Below are 15,016 nucleotides of genomic sequence, written 5' to 3' on the forward strand. Positions count from 1 at the left end.
GCCAATTCGGTCACTCTTCCCGGCCTCCTGTAACCGCCTGCCCCGTACGGGAGTTCACGCCCGGGCACGTCGAGGGGGCACGCCGGTCAGGCGATCACCGCCGCCCGCACGCACAGCACGTCGGGCAGGTGCCCGGCCAACTGCTGCCAGCTGTCGCCGTCGTCGGCGCTGGCGAAGACCTCGCCGTTGCGGTTCCCGAAGTAGACGCCCGCGGGGTCGGCGTCGTCCACGCACATCGCGTCGCGCAGCACCGGGCCGTAGTGCGCGGACTCCGGGAGCCCGGTGGTCAGTTCCTCCCAGCTCTCCCCGGAGTCCTCCGTCCGGTGCACCCGGCAGCGGCGCTCGGCGGGCACCCGGTCCGAGTCGGCGTTCAGCGGGAAGACGTAGGCCACGCCGCCGCGCCGGGGATGGGTGGCGACGGGGAAGCCGAAGTCGGACGGCAGGCTGTCACCGATCGACGTCCAGCTCGACCCGCGGTCGTCGCTGCGGTAGACGCCCCAGTGGTTCTGGAGGTAGAGCCGGTCGGGGTCCACCGCGTCCCGCGCGACCTTGTGCACGCACTGGCCGTACGCCGGGAACCGCTGGCTCTCGGGCAGGAAGGTCGCCTGCACACCCTGGTTGCACGGCTCCCAGCTGCGGCCGCCGTCATCCGTGCGGTAGGCGCCGCCGGTGGAGACCGCCACGGTGACCGCGTCCTCGTCGCGCGGGTCCACCAGGATCGTGTGCAGACCCAGACCACCGCCCCCGGGCACCCAGCTCTCCCGGGTGGGGTGGTCCCACAGCGGGCGGACCAGGGCGAAGCTCGCGCCCCCGTCGTCCGAACGGAACAGCGCGGCGGGCTCCGTGCCCGCGTAGACCACGCCGGGAGCGGTGGGGCCCGCGGGCTGGAGCTGCCAGACACGTTCCAGCGAGGTGCCGGTGTCCTCCGGGAAGCGCACCGCGGGCCGCTCCGGCTCCACCCACGTCGCGCCGAGGTCGTCGGAGTGGAACACCGACGGGCCCCAGTGCGCGCTGTCACCGCCGACGAGGAGCCGGGGCCCGGAAGCGGGTCGGGTGTCGATGCCGACCGAGTAGACGGCCTGCGCGTTGAAGTGCGGGCCGTCGAACTCCCAGCCCGGCGCGCCGCGCGCGCCCACCGGTCTCCGGGCCAGGAACAACCCCTTGCGCGTGCCTACCGCGAGCAGTACGTCCGCCATGCCGGAACACTCCTCCGTGACGTCGGTGTCTGAGGTACTCGGCAGTCTGCACCGTGGTACTGACAATCGGCCCGCTGGAGCGCGTCGGCCCAGTTCAAAGGCGTGTGGACGGCGCGTGGGTCGGCGTTCTCGCCGGGTCAGGCCCCGCGTGCGTACTGCGGGGGCACCTCGGGGTCACGGCCCAGCTCCCGCGCCGCGCGCCGTGTCCAGTACGGGTCGCGGAGCAGCGCGCGGCCCAGCAGCACCGCGTCCGCCTCGCCGTTGGCGAGGATCTTCTCCGCCTGCTCCGTCTCGGTGATCATGCCGACCGCGGCCACGGGGAGTCCCGTCTCGGCGCGGACCCGCGCCGCGAACGGCACCTGGTAACCCGGCCCGGTCGGTATGCGGACCCCCGGGGCGTTGCCGCCGCTGGAGACGTCGAGCAGGTCGACGCCGTGCGCCCGCAGCTCCGCCGCGAACCGCACCGTGTCCGAGGCGGTCCAGCCTCCGGCTTCCAGCCAGTCCGTGGCCGAGACGCGGAAGAACAGCGGCAGCTCCGACGGCCACACCTCGCGGACGGCGTCGACCACCTCCAGGGCGAAGCGGGTGCGGTTCTCGAAGGAGCCGCCGTACGCGTCCTCGCGGTGGTTGCTGTGGGGGGACAGGAACTCGCCGATCAGATAGCCGTGCGCGCCATGGATCTCCGCCACCTCGAAACCGGCGTCCAGGGCTCTGCGCGCCGCGTCGGCGAACTGCCGCGTGACCGCCGCCATCGCGTCGGGTGACAGCTCGTCCGGGACCGGATGTCCCTCGTCGAACGGCAGCGGGCTCGGCGCCGACGTGCGCCAGCCGCCCTCGTCGGCACCGAGCGGCGCGCCGCCCCGCCAGGGCAGGCCGGTCGACGCCTTGCGGCCCGCGTGGGCGAGCTGCACGGCCGGGACCGCTCCGTGGGCCTTCACGAACTCCGTGACGCGGCGCAGGGCCGTGGTCTGCGTGTCGTTCCAGATTCCCAGGTCGGCGGGGCTGATACGGCCCTCGGGGCTGACGGCGGTGGCCTCGACCATCACCAGTCCCGCCCCACCGACGGCGCGTGCCGCGTAGTGGGCGAAGTGCCAGTCGTTCGCGGCGCCCGTGTCCGGGCCGGACTCCGCCGCCGAGTACTGGCACATCGGGGACATCCAGACGCGGTTGGGGATCGTCAGCGACCGGAGGGTGTACGGCTCGAAAAGTGCGCTCACGGCGGGATCTCTCCTGATCTCGGCACGGGGCCGGAGTGGGACGACTGCGAGTACGATAGACATCGTAGTACGGGATATGTCAAACTACGAGAGTTCTCGTACAACGAGTTCGTGATAGCCCGAGCGACCCGATGTGAGGCCAGGACCATGACGGAGCAGTCCGTGCAGGAGGAGCAGGCGCGGCGGAGCGCCGCGCCGGAGACGCGGGCCGACGCCCGCCGGTTGCCGCACCCGACCCGCCTGGAGATCCGGCTGGAGGGGGTGCTGCAAGCCCTCGCCGACCCGGTGCGGCTCCAGGTGGTGCGGGAGCTGGCGGCCGACACGGAGGAGTTGCCCTGCTCGTTCTTCGACCTGCCGGTCAGCAAGTCGACCACCACGTACCACTTCCGGGTGTTGAGGGAGAGCGGTGTGATCCGGCAGACCTACCAGGGCACGGCGAAGCTGAACGCCCTGCGGGAGGAGGACCTGGAGGCGCTGTTCCCCGGGCTGCTCGGCTGCGTCCTCGCGGCCGACAAGAGACAGGGCGGAACCGACGACGCGTAGCTGGGGCGGTCACCTGCCCGACGGTTGGCGCCCTTGGCCGGAGGGCCCGAACGGCCTGCCGTCGGCGGCCGGTTCAGTCCGTGCGCCGCGCCGCCGCGAGCAGGCCCGCCCAGTCCGCGATCTTCACCGGGCGGCGGTCCAGGCTCCGCCCCAGCTCCGCCTCCGCCGCCTCGATCCCCTGCCAGCCCCGCCATTCGACGGGCTCACACCCCGCCGCACGCAGCCACTCCACCGGGTCGCGCTCCCGGGGCCCGGACCCGCGCAGCAATCCGGGCGCGTCCGCCGTGAGGGAGGCCACGGTCTCCTTCGCGCACGGACGGTTGCTGCCGATCACGCCTGTCGGACCGCGCTTGATCCAGCCCGCGACGTACTCACCCGGCGACACCACGCCGTCCCGTAGCACCCGCCCGGCGGCGTTCGGCACCGTGCCCGTCACCTCGTCGAACGGCAGCCCGGAAAGCGGCACTCCCCGGTAGCCCACGGAACGGAGCACCAGTTGCGCCTCGATCTCCTCGTAGCGTCCCGTCCCCGCCACCCCGCCCGACCCGTCCGGCGCGGTCCGCTCGAAGCGCACCGCCCGCACCGCGCCCGTGCCGTCGTCCAGCAGCTCCACCGGGCGGAGGAAGAAGCGCAGTTCGACCGTGCGCGCGTGGCCGCTCCCGCCACGCGCCGCCCAGCCGCGCAGTACGTCCAGGTTGCGGCGCGCGGCTGGAGGGAGGCCCGACGGGTCGTCGTACGCGGGATCGAGCACCAGCTCCGAGCGGCGTACGCGCGCGTCCGCGTGTGGCAGCGCGCCCAGCTCGCGCAGCTCCTTGGTGGTGAACTTCGCCTGGCCCGGCCCCCGTCTGCCCACCACCGAGACGTGCCGGACGCCGCTCCCCGCGATGCCGTCGAGCGCGGCGCCGGGCATGTCCGTACGGCGCAGCTCCTCCGCCCGACGGGCCAGCACGCGGGCCACGTCCACCGCGACGTTCCCGACACCGATCACGACGGCCGTACGCGCCTCCAGCGGGAAGTCGGGCGCGGCGTCCGGATGCGCGCTGTACCAGGACACGAAGTCCGTCGCCGAACGGCTCCCGCGCAGGTCCTCCCCGGGGATGCCGAGACGCCGGTCGACGGCGGCCCCCACGCAGTACACCACCGCGTGGTACACGCCGAGCAGGTCCGCGGGCCGCAGTCGTCGCCCGTCCACCGCCACGTTGCCGAGGAACCGGACGCCGGGCCGCTCCAGCACGGAACGGAGGTTCTGCTGAAGGGACTTGATCTTCTCGTGGTCGGGCGCCACCCCGTAGCGCACCAGGCCGTACGGTGCGGGCAGCCGGTCGAGGACGTCGACCGCGATCCGGGGCCCGCCGCCCTCGGCGGGGGCGAGGCCCTGCGCGGCGTACACCCCGCTGGGGCCCGAGCCGACGATCGCCACGCGCATCAGATCCGACACCGCAGCATCCTTCCGCCGGGGCCTCCAGCATCCCACCGGGAGACCGCCGACGGGAGTACGTCGTCGGCCGAAGCCCCGGCCCGTACGCGCCCCGGCGCGGAGGTCGCGCATGTGCCGTCCGCGTGCCCGCACCGGCGCGTACCGCTCGTACGCGTCGTATCACCGCTGCGCCGGGAGCTGCCCCCGCCCCGCGTACTTCTCGATCGTCGGCTGCGTCCGCTCGCCCTCCGGCGGGTTGCCCAGCTCCCATTCCAGGCCGTACCGGGTGAAGATCTCCGCGCGCAGCCGCCCCAGCGGCAGGGGCGCCCCAGGCAGCAGCAGCGCGACCACCGAGCCCATCAACAGCGCGCGCAGCAACGGGTAGTCGGCTTCCGGGTCCGGCGTGCCGTAGGCGGTGAGGGCGCCGCGCAGCGCGGTCGCCAGCTGCTGCTGTTCGTCGCAGCGGACGAAGCCCTCCTGCTGGAGGATGCCGGCCATGTGCGCGCGCATCAGCACGGGGCGTTCGTCGGCCAGTCCGAGGATGGCGTCGATGGCGCGGGCCAGTGCCTCGTGTCCCGCGCGGGGGCCGTCCGGCCGGGGTGGCCGTTCCACCGCCTCGGTCACCGTCAGATGCATGAGGCGGTGCACGGCGGACTGGAAGAGGTAGCGCTTCCCGGGGAAGTAGTACGAGATCAGTCCGCGCGCGGAACCCGCGTGGTCGGCGATGTCACCGAGGGTCGTCGCCTCGTAGCCGCGGCTGCCGACGAGGTCGACGGTCGCCTGGAGCAGTCGCTCGCGCGAACGTCGGCGCAACTCTTCATTGACCGATGCGCTCCGAGGGGACATCCTGTAACTCCTGCGTTGACTGGCTGCGAGCCAGTATACTCGCGGGGCAGCCGGGTTCCGGCCTGTCACGGGTGGGAATCCGGGCAGCCGTCGGTATCGGGGCGACGCGGGGGATCGCCTCGGTATCGGCTCGGCCGCCCGGCCCCGGCCGCGCAACGGGGGGCCGCGGCACCGGACTTCCGGTGCCGCGCCCGCGCAGCCGGGCCGGTCGCTCAGCCGATCCGGTCGAGGAGCGGCACCAGCCCGCCCGGGCGCAGCTCCACCGGCAGATGGTCCACGAAGTGCACCGCGCAGCCGATGTCCGCGGCGCCACCGTCCGCCTCACGGTCGTCACCGACCATCAGCACGTCCTCCGGCGCCAGCCCGAGCGCCTCGCACCCGGCGCGGAAGAGACCCGGTTCCGGTTTCTGCACGCCGTGCTCGTACGACAGGACGTACTCCCGCACGTACGGCGCCAGTTCGTGTGCGCGGAACACCGGCCGCAGATCCCAGCCGATGTTGCTCACCACCGCCACCGGCACACCGCGTTCCCGCAGGGCGGCGAGCACGTCCCGGGTGTCCGCGTACGGCCGCCACGCCTCCGGCCTCATGTGCCGGTCGTACAGCGCGTCGTACAGCTCCTCGCGGGGCAGCGGCACCGTACGGGCCACCGCCGTGTACGCGGCGCGGTGCAGCTCGGGGGTGCGGTCGCGCTCGCGCCACACCGCCTCAAGGCCCGGCGGCAGTGCGCGCGGTGACGGCCCGCCCGGCAGCGCGCCCGCCTCCTCCAACAGCCGGGCGCACCGCCCGAACTCGTCCTCCGGCACGCGTACTTCGGCCTCGTCCAGCACCGCGCGCAGCCAGTCCGCGACCGGCTCGACGCGCAGCAACGTGCCGGAGAAGTCGAACAGCACACCCTTGACCGTCATGCCGTGATCCTTTCCGGCCGCGGTTCCCGCCGCCAGCTCGCGTGCGCCGCCGCCCAGGCCGCGACGGCGCCGCCGAGCAGGCAGCCCGCGACCACGTCCGTCAGCCAGTGCACCCCCAGATAGATCCGGGTGACCGACACCCCGGCCGAGGAGACGACCGCAAGCGCCGCCGCGCCCCACCACAGCGGGCCGCGCGAGCCCAGTTGCCACGCCGCCCACAGCAGCAGCCCGCAGGTCATCGCCGTCGTCATCGCGTGTCCCGAAGGCATCGCGGCGAAGTGCGCGGTGTCGACGGGCCGTTCCCACTCGGGCCGTTCGCGCCCCAGCACCGCCTTGAGGACCTGCTGCGCCAAGGCGCCGGACACCGCGGCGACCGCGATGCGGACGGCCAGCGTCCGTTCCGCGCGGGACCAGAGCCACAGCACGGCGGCGGCCGTCAGCGCCCGCATCGTCCACGGGTCCCACACCCAGTCGGTCAGGACGCGCGCCGTCCGCGTCCAGGTCGGCCGCTCCAGCGCCGAGGAGTGCAGCGCGCGGGCGATCCGCCCGTCCAGGTCGAGCAGCGGCTGCCAGCCCGCGGCGACGAGCACCATCAGCAGCGCCGCGGTCGCGCTGAGCGCGAGGGCCACGCCGTACGGACCGCGAACGGGAGGGAAGCGGGAGGCGCGTGGGGTCTGCGGGGGATCGGACATGCGCCGATCCTCACGTACGGGTGCCCACGCGCGCTAGCGCAGGGCCGCCAGCCCCGGTACGAAGGCGACGAGCAGCGGCACCACCGGCACCAACGACGCCACCGCGCCCGTGCGCACGCGGCGCCCCCACGGCAGCCGGGGCGCCGGTGCCAGCAGCCGCTGGACGCGCTGCGGTACGAAGGCGCGCGCGGGTCCGCCGCTGGCGTCGGGGGTGAACACCCCACGGTCCTCGTTGAGTTCGACGAGGGCGAGGGCGATGGTCATACGGCCGTAGCGGCGGGACGCGACGTCGTCCGCGGCCAGTTCGACGAGCCGGTGCACCTGGTCACGGAAGGCGCCGAACACCGGCACCCGGGGAAAGCCGGTGGCCAGCGCGTCCGCGCAGTGCAGCAGCCAGTCGTGCCGCGCCCGCGCGTGCCCCTGCTCGTGCGCCAGTACGGCGTCCAACTGCCGCCCGCGCAGCCGCCGCAGCGCCGCCGTCGTGATCACCAGCTGCGGTGTGGCGCCGGGCAGCCACCAGGCGTCGGGGCGTTCGCCCTCCAGCACCACGAGCCGCCCGCCCGCGTCGGGTTCCTCGCCGGGCAGCCGAGGTGCGCGCGTGCGCAGCTCCGCGCGCCGCATGCGCAGCCGCAACCGCGCGTCGCGGATCTCGCGCAGCAGCATGGCGCCCGTCCAGGCGCCGCCGCAGGCCAGCAGTACGGCCAGGGGCGCGGCCCAGGTGCCGTACGCGCCGAGCCGGTACGCCTCCTCCACCCCGTGTGGCGCGGTCGCGAACACGTGCTCCCGTACGGCCTGCCAGGCGGCCGCCGCGGACAGCGCCATGGCCAGAACGCAGCACATGAGGACGGCGGCGACGACGCACTGCCACACCCACAGCGCGAGCACCGGTTCGCGGTCCGGCCAGGACGAACGGGTCAGCACACGCGGTGCGAGGGCGGCGGCGACGGCGCCCATGGCCAGCAGTGCGAGCGGGACCAACATGGACGACAGCGTATGTTCCGCCGCGCGTACGGCGGCTGCCCCGGCCCACCGAAGTGACGCATGCCTCACCCGCCGGGCCGCGTACGGGCGTTGGCCCCGGTCCGCAGGCGACCCCGCACCCGCACACCCGCGTCGGTGCCCGTGCGCGCCCGGCCCGTGCTTCGCCCGGTTCCTGCTGCCCGTGCTCCGGCTCAGAGCGTGACCAGCATCGCGAAGCTGCCCATCGCGAGGTTCAGCCCGCAGGCGTCCGACGCTCCCGGCGCACACCCGCCCCCGCCGCCAGCCCACCCACCGGCCGAGCCCCCGCCCGGCACCGCGACCAGGCGCGTACCGGCCCGCAGCGCGTACGCCGCGAAGTACGCGAGGAGGACCGCCGTCAGCAGCGGCACCCCCACGGACCCCACCGGCCCGGCGCGCTCGGCGTGGCCCGCGTGCGCGGCGTGCCCGCCGGGCGCCGCGCTCCGCATGGCGAGCGCCATGTAGACCATCGCGGACGCCTCCAGCGCGTGGTGGAGGCAGTGCGTCCCGCTCCGCCGCAGCCCGTACAGCGCCCACACGGCCGTCCCGCCGAACAGCGCCGCGAAGACCGGCGCCGGTACCCGCTGCGTCCCCAGGGGCAGTGCCATCACGGCCATGCCGAGCCCCATCGCGGCCTCGACCCCGGCGGTGTGCCGTGCCCCCGGCGGCACCCGGCCCCGGCACCGCGCCAGGCGGTACGCGCCCGTCGCCCCGCACACCGCCACCAGCAGCCAGCTCACCACAGCGGGTCCGTGCATGGCGCACCTCCCCGGTCCGTCCCGTGGAGGCTGCCCGGCCCCGTGCCGTACGGCGGCCCGCGCGGGGAGCGCACCGGTGCGGGCGGGGGCGCGGCCGGTGCGGGCGGCGGGCCCGCGTACGAGCCGGGGGACGTACGGCGAGGGCGTGCGCCGGTTCAGCAGCCGGAGACGCCCAGGGTCGGGGAGCGCCCGCCCACCCCTCGTACGTCCCCTCCGTAAGCCCTGGTTCAGACGCCGGGCCGGTGGCGCATCGGGTGGTCGGCCGGGACCTCGACCACGCAGATCCGGACGCCGTCCGGATCGCTGATCCACATCTCCACCAGCCCCCACGGCTCCCGCACGGGTGCCCGCAGCACCTCGACGCCCCGTTCCACCAGCTCCGCGTGGGCCGCCGCGACGTCCGCGACCTGGAGCCACAGCATCATGCCCGGCGCGGGCGGAGTCTCCGCGCGCCCGGCGACCTCCAGGTGACCGCCGCCGAGGAAGTACACAGTGCCGCGCTCCGGCCCCGTCCCGAACTCGCGGAAGACCGCGAGCCCGAGCGCCCCGCCGTAGAAAGCCCGCGACCGCTCCGGGTCCGTCGGCCGCAGCAGCACCCGCCCGCTCAGTACGTGCACCATGCGCGGCACCCTACGGGAGTCCCGTCCGCCGTACGGTCGCCCGCGACGGGATCCGGCGGGCAGGCCCTAGGATCGCCCGTCATGGACGCCACGACGAACGGCGACGCCACCGACGTCGCCCCGCAGAACGGTCAGCGGCTCACCTTCCGCCCCGCGACCAGGGACGACGTGCCCGCGCTCGTGGTGCTCGTCGAGTCCGCGTACCGCGGCGACAGCAGCCGTACGGGCTGGACCACCGAGGCGGACCTGCTGGAGGGTCAGCGCACGGACCCCGAGGGGGTCGCCGAGGTGATCGACACCCCCGGCGGCACCGTGCTCACCGTCCACCGCGCCGGTGACCTGGTCGCCTGCTGCCAGCTGGAGAAGCGCGACGGGCACGCCTACTTCGGGATGTTCGCCGTCAGCCCCGGTCGGCAGGGCGGCGGTCTGGGCAGGGCGGTGCTCGCGGAGGCCGAGCGGATCGCCGGCGAGGAGTGGGGCGTCGACGCGATGCACATGACGGTGATCACGCAACGCGACGACCTGATCGCCTGGTACGAGCGGCGCGGCTACGTGCGTACGGGAGAGCTGACCCCGTTCCCGTACGGCGACGAGCGGTTCGGCCTGCCGCGCCGCCCCGACCTGGCCTTCGAGCTGCTGGTCAAGCGGCTCCGCTGACGGCGCGGAAGATCTCCGGGCGGTCCGTGACGACGCCGTCCAGCCCCAGCTCGTGGGCGCGCGCCAGGTCCTCGTCGGTGTTGACGGTCCAGCTGATGACCTGGATGCCCGCCGCGTGGCAGCGTTCCACCGTGTCCGCGTCCAGCCAGCGCAGGTCCAGCGACACCATGTGCGCGCCCAGCTCCCGGGCCCGTTCGGGGGCGGTGGGGGAGCTGCGCCCGGCGACCAGCACGATCGGCATCGACGGCAGCCGCTCCCGCGTCTCGCGCAGCGCGGCGTCGTGGAACGAGATGACGGTGACCCGGTCGTGCAGGTCGAGTTCGGTGATGGCGGCGGCGAGTACGCGGGCCGCCGCCCGGTCCTTGATCTCGGCCTGGATCGGCGCCCGTACGGCCCGTACGACCTCCTCGAAGACGGGGACGCGCTCGCCCTGACCGGCGTCCAGCTCGCGCAGCTCCGCGAGGGTGAAGTCCGCGATGGCGCCCGTCCCGTCGGTGGTGCGGGTGACGTCCGCGTCGTGCATCACCACCAGCGCGCCGTCCTTGCTGAGGTGGAGGTCCAGCTCGATGACGTCGAGGCCCTCGCGGTCGGCCCGTAGGAAGGAGCGGAGCGTGTTCTCGGGCTCCACGCCCATCAGCCCGCGATGTCCGACGGTGAGCAGTGGCACGGCGCGCTCTCGCTTTCGTCCGGTGGCCCGGCTGGTGGCCCGGAGGGGGTGCCCGCCCGGGGTGCGCGCCCCTCTCGCGGCGGGTCCCGTACGGGGAGTCCGGCGCGGTCCGGCGCGTACGGTCGGTCAGCCTAGCGGCCGGTGCCCCTGACAGGGCACGGACGGAGAACGTCCGGTGGCAGGCCGGGTGTGCAGCAGGATTTCCGGGGGCCCACTGTGCAGCGGACACTTTTCCCGTTACCGTTCTCGTACGCGAGTTCTTCCTGTGGAGGGGTGGTCATGACGGAAATTCTTTCGCCGGCAGGCGTGGACAGCGGCGCCCCGGCCGAGGACCGGGTGGTCGACCACCCCGCCTGGCCGGTCCTCAAGGACGCCGTGGAGGCGATACGCCCGGCGCAGTCCGCCGACGGCTCCATCGACTTCGCCGCCGATGACGCGCCCGCCCGCGCGACCGTCGAGGGACAGCTGGAACGCGTCGTCGACGCCGTACGGGAGCTGGCCCCGCTGCTGCCGCACGACGAGGCGTACCTCACGGCGCTCGTCACGGACCTGCGCCGCTGGGCCGACGGCGGCTTCGGCGTCCCCGACTTCCTGGACTCCCTGCTCGCCTTCCAGCCCGCCCGCAACCGCGTGGACGGCCTCCAGCACCTCGTGCTCTTCGCCATGTACACCCAGAACGGCAACCCGGACCGCAACCTGGAAGCCGTCGTCCTGCGCATGGTCTGGCCGGACTGGCTCGCCGAGCTGGAGCGCACCCGCTACGACAACCCGCTGTTCTGCGGCATCACCTTCGAGGACTTCACGGCGGGCTACGACACCAACTCCGCCGTCCTCTTCCCCGAGACCATCGCGGTGCGCGAGGCCCCCGAGCGGTTCTCCTGGGGCGGCATCTTCTGCGACCGTGAGGCCGCCCGCTTCCGCCGCGTCGTCGACGCCGCCTGCTCCGTCACCAGCCTCGAACTCCCCGACGACGCCCGCGGTCTGATCACCGACCAGCAGCGCTGCCAGGAGGCGTTCGTCCTCTGGGACATGGTCCACGACCGCACGCACAGCCACGGCGACCTGCCGTTCGACCCGTTCATGATCAAGCAGCGTCAGCCGTTCTGGATGTACGGGCTGGAGGAGCTGCGCTGCGACCTCACCGCCTTCCACGAGGCCGTGAAGCTGGAGGCCGACGGCGTCGCGCAGGGCCGCGACGTGCAGTACACGATGCTGCTCGACCGGCTGTTCCGCTTCCCCGTGACGGGCGCGCGCAACCGCAACTACGACGGCCTCGGCGGCCAGTTGCTCTTCGCCTACCTGCACCGGCACGGCGCCCTGCGCTGGACCGACAACAAGCTCACCGTCGACTGGGAGCTGGCCCGCGAGGTCACCGTACGGCTCCGCGAGGAGATCGAGACCCTCTACCGGGAGGGCATCGACCGGCCCAAGCTCGTCCACTGGTTCAAGGCGTACGACCTGGTCTCCGGCTACCTCGCGCCGCACCCGGGCTCCACCTGGGCCAAGGGCCCCGACGCCCTGGACCTGAGCCTGCCGCCGCGCAAGCTCGTCGACGACGTGCTGCCCGATGAGTTTCCCCTCAGCATGTTCTACGAGGCACTCGCGAAGAAGCTGCGCGGTGTGATCACCTCGACCGAGGGCATCACGGCGGAGTCCGCGGCACTCGCCGCGTGAACGCCACACACCACGTACGCGCGGCGACCGTCGCGCGTACGGCCGCCCGCGTGCGTACGGCACCCGGCGCGGCCACGTCCGCGGACACGCCGGGTACAGGGAGGCGAAGGCCATGACGAGCACACAGGGGACGGGCGGGGGCGGCGGGCTCGAAGGGGCCGTCGTCGCCGTCGCCGGAGCGGCGGGACCCGCCGGGCAGGCCACGCTGCTGCGCCTCGCGGAGGCTGGGGCGACGGTCCTCGCGGCCGACGCCGACGCCGAACGGCTGGCCACGGCGGTGGACGCGGCACAGTCCGCGCACGGCGGGGCGACCGTCGTCGGTGACACCGTCGACCTGCTGGACCTGGGCGCGACCCGGGAGTGGGCCGCGCGGGCGGAGAAGGAGTTCGGCCGCGTCGACGGGCTGATCCACCTGGTCGGCGGCTGGCGCGGCTCGGCGGCCTTCGCGGAGACCGACCTGGCCGACTGGGACGTGCTGCACGACCTGCTCGTACGCACCGTTCAGCACACCTCCCTCGCCTTCGAGGGCGGCCTGCGGCGCAGCGGCAACGGCCGCTTCCTGCTCGTCAGCGCCGCCGGAGCGAGCAGGCCGACCGCGGGCAACGCCGCGTACGCCGCCTCCAAGGCCGCCGCCGAAGCCTGGACCCTGGCCCTCGGTGACGCCTTCCGCAAGGCGGGCGGCGAGGGCGCGCCGCCCGCGGCGGCGGCGATCCTGGTGGTCAAGGCGCTCGTCAACGAGCAGATGCGGGCCGACCGTCCGAAGGCGAAGTTCGCGGGCTTCACGGACGTCGAGGACCTGGCCGCCGCCCTCACCAGGACGTGGAGCAAGCCGACCGAGGAAGTGAACGGACACCGCCTGTGGCTCACACCCCAGCCGTAGAGACCCAAGCCAAGCGGCGCCACGACCCGGAGGTGCGCGGCTTCGCCAGCGACAACTACGCGGGCGCGCACCCCGAGGTGCTGGCCGCGATCGCCCTCGCCAACGGCGGTCACCAGACCGCGTACGGCGGCGACGACTACACCGGCCACCTCCAGCAGGTCGTACGCAGCCACTTCGGCCCGTACGCCCAGGCGTTCCCGGTGTTCAACGGCACCGGCGCCAACGTCGTCGCGCTCCAGGCGGTCACCGACCGCTGGGGCGCCGTCATCACCGCCGACAGCGCGCACGTGCACGTCGACGAGTGCGGGGCGCCGGAGCGTGTCGGCGGGCTCAAGCTGCTCACCGTGCCCACCCCGGACGGCAAACTGACGCCGGACCTGATCGACCGGGAGGCGTACGGCTGGGACGACGAGCACCGCGCCATGCCGCAGGTCGTCTCGATCGCGCAGAACACCGAACTGGGCACCGTCTACACCCCCGACGAGATCCGGGCGATCTGCGACCACGCGCACGAGCGCGGCATGCGCGTCCACGTCGACGGAGCCCGCCTCGCCAACGCGGCGGCGACGCTCGACGTGCCGATGCGGGCGTTCACGTACGCGGCGGGCGTCGACATCCTGTCGTTCGGCGGGACGAAGAACGGCATGCTGTTCGGCGAGGCCGTGGTCGTGCTGAACCCGGACGCCGTACGCGCGATGGCGCACCTGCGCAAGCTGTCGATGCAGCTCGCCTCCAAGATGCGCTTCATATCGGTGCAGTTGGAGGCGCTGCTCGCGCGCGACCTGTGGCTGCGCAACGCGCGGCACGCCAACGCCATGGCACAGCGGCTCGCGGCGGGCGTGCGTACGGTCGACGGCGTGGAGATCCTGCACGCGGTGCAGGCCAACGCGGTGTTCGCGCGGCTCCCGCACGACGTGAGCGAACGGCTCCAGAAGCGCCACCGCTTCTACTTCTGGGACGAGGCGGCCGGGGACGTGCGCTGGATGTGCTCGTTCGACACGACCGCGGACGACGTGGACGCGTTCGTCGCCGCGCTGCGCGAGGAGATGGGCCGCACGCCCTGACCCTCCCGGCGGCGCCCGCGCACCGACGGCCCGGTACCGGTCTCCACCGGTGCCGGGGCGTCAGGACGCGGTCACGGGCCCGCCGTTCAGAGCGACTTGGCCTGCTTCGGGGTCGGCGCGCTGCCGCCGAGGTGCGCCGGCTGCCACCAGCCGTCCTCCGGCCCGGAGGGCGTGTCCGGGTACGCCTGCTGGGCCGCCTCCAGGAGTTCCTGGATACGACCGCGCATCCGCTCCGTGACGGCCGCCGTCGGCTCCTCCGGGTCGACCTTCATCGGTTCGCCGACGTGGATGCCGAGCGGCAGGTGGTTGCGGCCGAAGTCCCGCTTGCGGCCCTTCGTCCACAGCCGTTGCGTGCCCCACAGGGCGACCGGCAGGATCGGTACGCCCGCCTCCTGGGCCATCCGTGCCGCGCCCGACTTGAAGTTCTTCAGCGTGAACGACTGGGAGATCGTCGCCTCGGGGAAGACCCCGACCACCTCGCCGGAGCGCAGCGCGTCCAGGGCGTGCCGGTAGGCGTGCTCGCCCTGGCGCCGGTCGACCGGGATGTGCTTCATGCCGCGCATCAGCGGGCCCGACACCTTGTGCTTGAAGACGGAGTCCTTGGCCATGAACCGGACCAGCCGCCCCGAGGGACGCGCGGCCAGGCCCGCGAAGACGAAGTCGAGGTAGCTGATGTGGTTGCTGGCCAGCACCAGGCCGCCCTCGCGCGGGACGTTCTCCGTGCCCTGCATGTCGAAGCGGAGGTCGAGCGCCTTGAACAGGACGCGTGCGGCGCCGACGACGGGGGGATAGACGAGCTCTGCCATGCGGGGGACCCTTCTGGCCGCTGGGCGGGGACTCCCGGCGGGCGCTGGTCGGACGGAAAACCTACGGTGTCG

At 73.8% G+C, this 15,016-nt stretch carries 16 protein-coding genes; 5 read left to right on the plus strand and 11 right to left on the minus strand.

Annotation, left to right across the window (positions count from 1 at the left end; translation table 11 throughout):
* Positions 1 to 86: 86 nt before the first annotated feature.
* The gene (locus D7M15_RS27470) at positions 87 to 1,196 is read right to left on the minus strand and encodes an exo-alpha-sialidase (RefSeq protein ID WP_121519952.1); all 1,110 of its coding nucleotides are present in this window, start codon (positions 1,194 to 1,196) and stop codon (positions 87 to 89) included.
* Between the two features lie 137 nt (positions 1,197 to 1,333).
* A complete protein-coding gene (locus tag D7M15_RS27475) occupies positions 1,334 to 2,413 on the minus strand; it encodes an NADH:flavin oxidoreductase/NADH oxidase (protein ID WP_121519953.1) in 1,080 nt (359 codons plus the stop codon).
* A gap of 147 nt (positions 2,414 to 2,560) precedes the next feature.
* On the opposite strand from D7M15_RS27475, the gene D7M15_RS27480 reads away from it, so the two are divergent.
* Positions 2,561 to 2,956, plus strand: a complete 396-nt coding sequence (locus tag D7M15_RS27480) for a helix-turn-helix transcriptional regulator (RefSeq protein ID WP_121519954.1) — start codon at positions 2,561 to 2,563, stop codon at positions 2,954 to 2,956.
* 73 nt (positions 2,957 to 3,029) lie between these two features.
* Here D7M15_RS27480 and D7M15_RS27485 read toward each other — a convergent pair whose 3' ends face one another.
* The 7 genes from D7M15_RS27485 to D7M15_RS27515 all read right to left on the minus strand — a co-directional run bounded on the left by D7M15_RS27485 (position 3,030) and on the right by D7M15_RS27515 (position 9,196).
* Entirely contained in the window at positions 3,030 to 4,385 is a 1,356-nt protein-coding gene (locus tag D7M15_RS27485; protein ID WP_121521526.1) for an FAD-dependent oxidoreductase, read from the minus strand.
* Between the two features lie 168 nt (positions 4,386 to 4,553).
* Positions 4,554 to 5,219, minus strand: a complete 666-nt coding sequence (locus tag D7M15_RS27490; protein WP_121519955.1) for a TetR/AcrR family transcriptional regulator — start codon at positions 5,217 to 5,219, stop codon at positions 4,554 to 4,556.
* Positions 5,220 to 5,431: 212 nt separating this feature from the next.
* Positions 5,432 to 6,127, minus strand: coding sequence for an HAD-IA family hydrolase (locus tag D7M15_RS27495; RefSeq protein WP_121519956.1), 696 nt, complete (start codon positions 6,125 to 6,127; stop codon positions 5,432 to 5,434).
* Complete coding sequence (locus D7M15_RS27500) at positions 6,124 to 6,819, minus strand: phosphatase PAP2 family protein (protein ID WP_121519957.1); 696 nt, start codon at positions 6,817 to 6,819, stop codon at positions 6,124 to 6,126. Before D7M15_RS27500 ends, D7M15_RS27495 begins: the two co-directional genes overlap by 4 nt.
* A gap of 33 nt (positions 6,820 to 6,852) precedes the next feature.
* Positions 6,853 to 7,800 carry a M56 family metallopeptidase gene (locus D7M15_RS27505; protein WP_121519958.1) on the minus strand — a complete coding sequence of 316 codons (948 nt, stop codon included), beginning with the start codon at positions 7,798 to 7,800 and terminating at the stop codon, positions 6,853 to 6,855.
* A gap of 191 nt (positions 7,801 to 7,991) precedes the next feature.
* Entirely contained in the window at positions 7,992 to 8,576 is a 585-nt protein-coding gene (locus D7M15_RS27510; protein ID WP_121519959.1) for a DUF5134 domain-containing protein, read from the minus strand.
* Between the two features lie 227 nt (positions 8,577 to 8,803).
* Positions 8,804 to 9,196 (minus strand): VOC family protein, encoded by a 393-nt coding sequence (locus D7M15_RS27515; protein ID WP_121519960.1) that lies wholly within the window; start codon positions 9,194 to 9,196, stop codon positions 8,804 to 8,806.
* 81 nt (positions 9,197 to 9,277) lie between these two features.
* Between D7M15_RS27515 and D7M15_RS27520 the strand changes: the two genes are divergently transcribed.
* Positions 9,278 to 9,853, plus strand: a complete 576-nt coding sequence (locus D7M15_RS27520) for an N-acetyltransferase (protein ID WP_121519961.1) — start codon at positions 9,278 to 9,280, stop codon at positions 9,851 to 9,853.
* Here the strand turns inward: D7M15_RS27520 and D7M15_RS27525 are convergent.
* Positions 9,837 to 10,520, minus strand: a complete 684-nt coding sequence (locus tag D7M15_RS27525; protein WP_121519962.1) for a glycerophosphodiester phosphodiesterase family protein — start codon at positions 10,518 to 10,520, stop codon at positions 9,837 to 9,839. The genes D7M15_RS27520 and D7M15_RS27525 overlap by 17 nt on opposite strands.
* Positions 10,521 to 10,799: 279 nt before the next feature.
* On the opposite strand from D7M15_RS27525, the gene D7M15_RS27530 reads away from it, so the two are divergent.
* From D7M15_RS27530 to D7M15_RS27540, 3 genes are all read left to right on the plus strand, one after another.
* The gene (locus D7M15_RS27530; protein ID WP_121519963.1) at positions 10,800 to 12,194 is read left to right on the plus strand and encodes a DUF6421 family protein; all 1,395 of its coding nucleotides are present in this window, start codon (positions 10,800 to 10,802) and stop codon (positions 12,192 to 12,194) included.
* Between the two features lie 112 nt (positions 12,195 to 12,306).
* Complete coding sequence (locus D7M15_RS27535; RefSeq protein ID WP_121519964.1) at positions 12,307 to 13,074, plus strand: SDR family NAD(P)-dependent oxidoreductase; 768 nt, start codon at positions 12,307 to 12,309, stop codon at positions 13,072 to 13,074.
* Positions 13,053 to 14,138 carry a low specificity L-threonine aldolase gene (locus D7M15_RS27540; protein ID WP_121519965.1) on the plus strand — a complete coding sequence of 362 codons (1,086 nt, stop codon included), beginning with the start codon at positions 13,053 to 13,055 and terminating at the stop codon, positions 14,136 to 14,138. The genes D7M15_RS27535 and D7M15_RS27540 overlap by 22 nt, the downstream gene beginning before the upstream one ends.
* 86 nt (positions 14,139 to 14,224) lie before the next feature.
* Here the strand turns inward: D7M15_RS27540 and D7M15_RS27545 are convergent, their stop codons facing one another.
* The gene (locus D7M15_RS27545; protein ID WP_121519966.1) at positions 14,225 to 14,944 is read right to left on the minus strand and encodes a lysophospholipid acyltransferase family protein; all 720 of its coding nucleotides are present in this window, start codon (positions 14,942 to 14,944) and stop codon (positions 14,225 to 14,227) included.
* Between the last annotated feature and the right edge of the window lie 72 nt (positions 14,945 to 15,016).

Source organism: Streptomyces sp. Z26, assembly GCF_003665095.1.
Lineage (GTDB): Bacteria > Actinomycetota > Actinomycetes > Streptomycetales > Streptomycetaceae > Streptomyces > Streptomyces phytohabitans.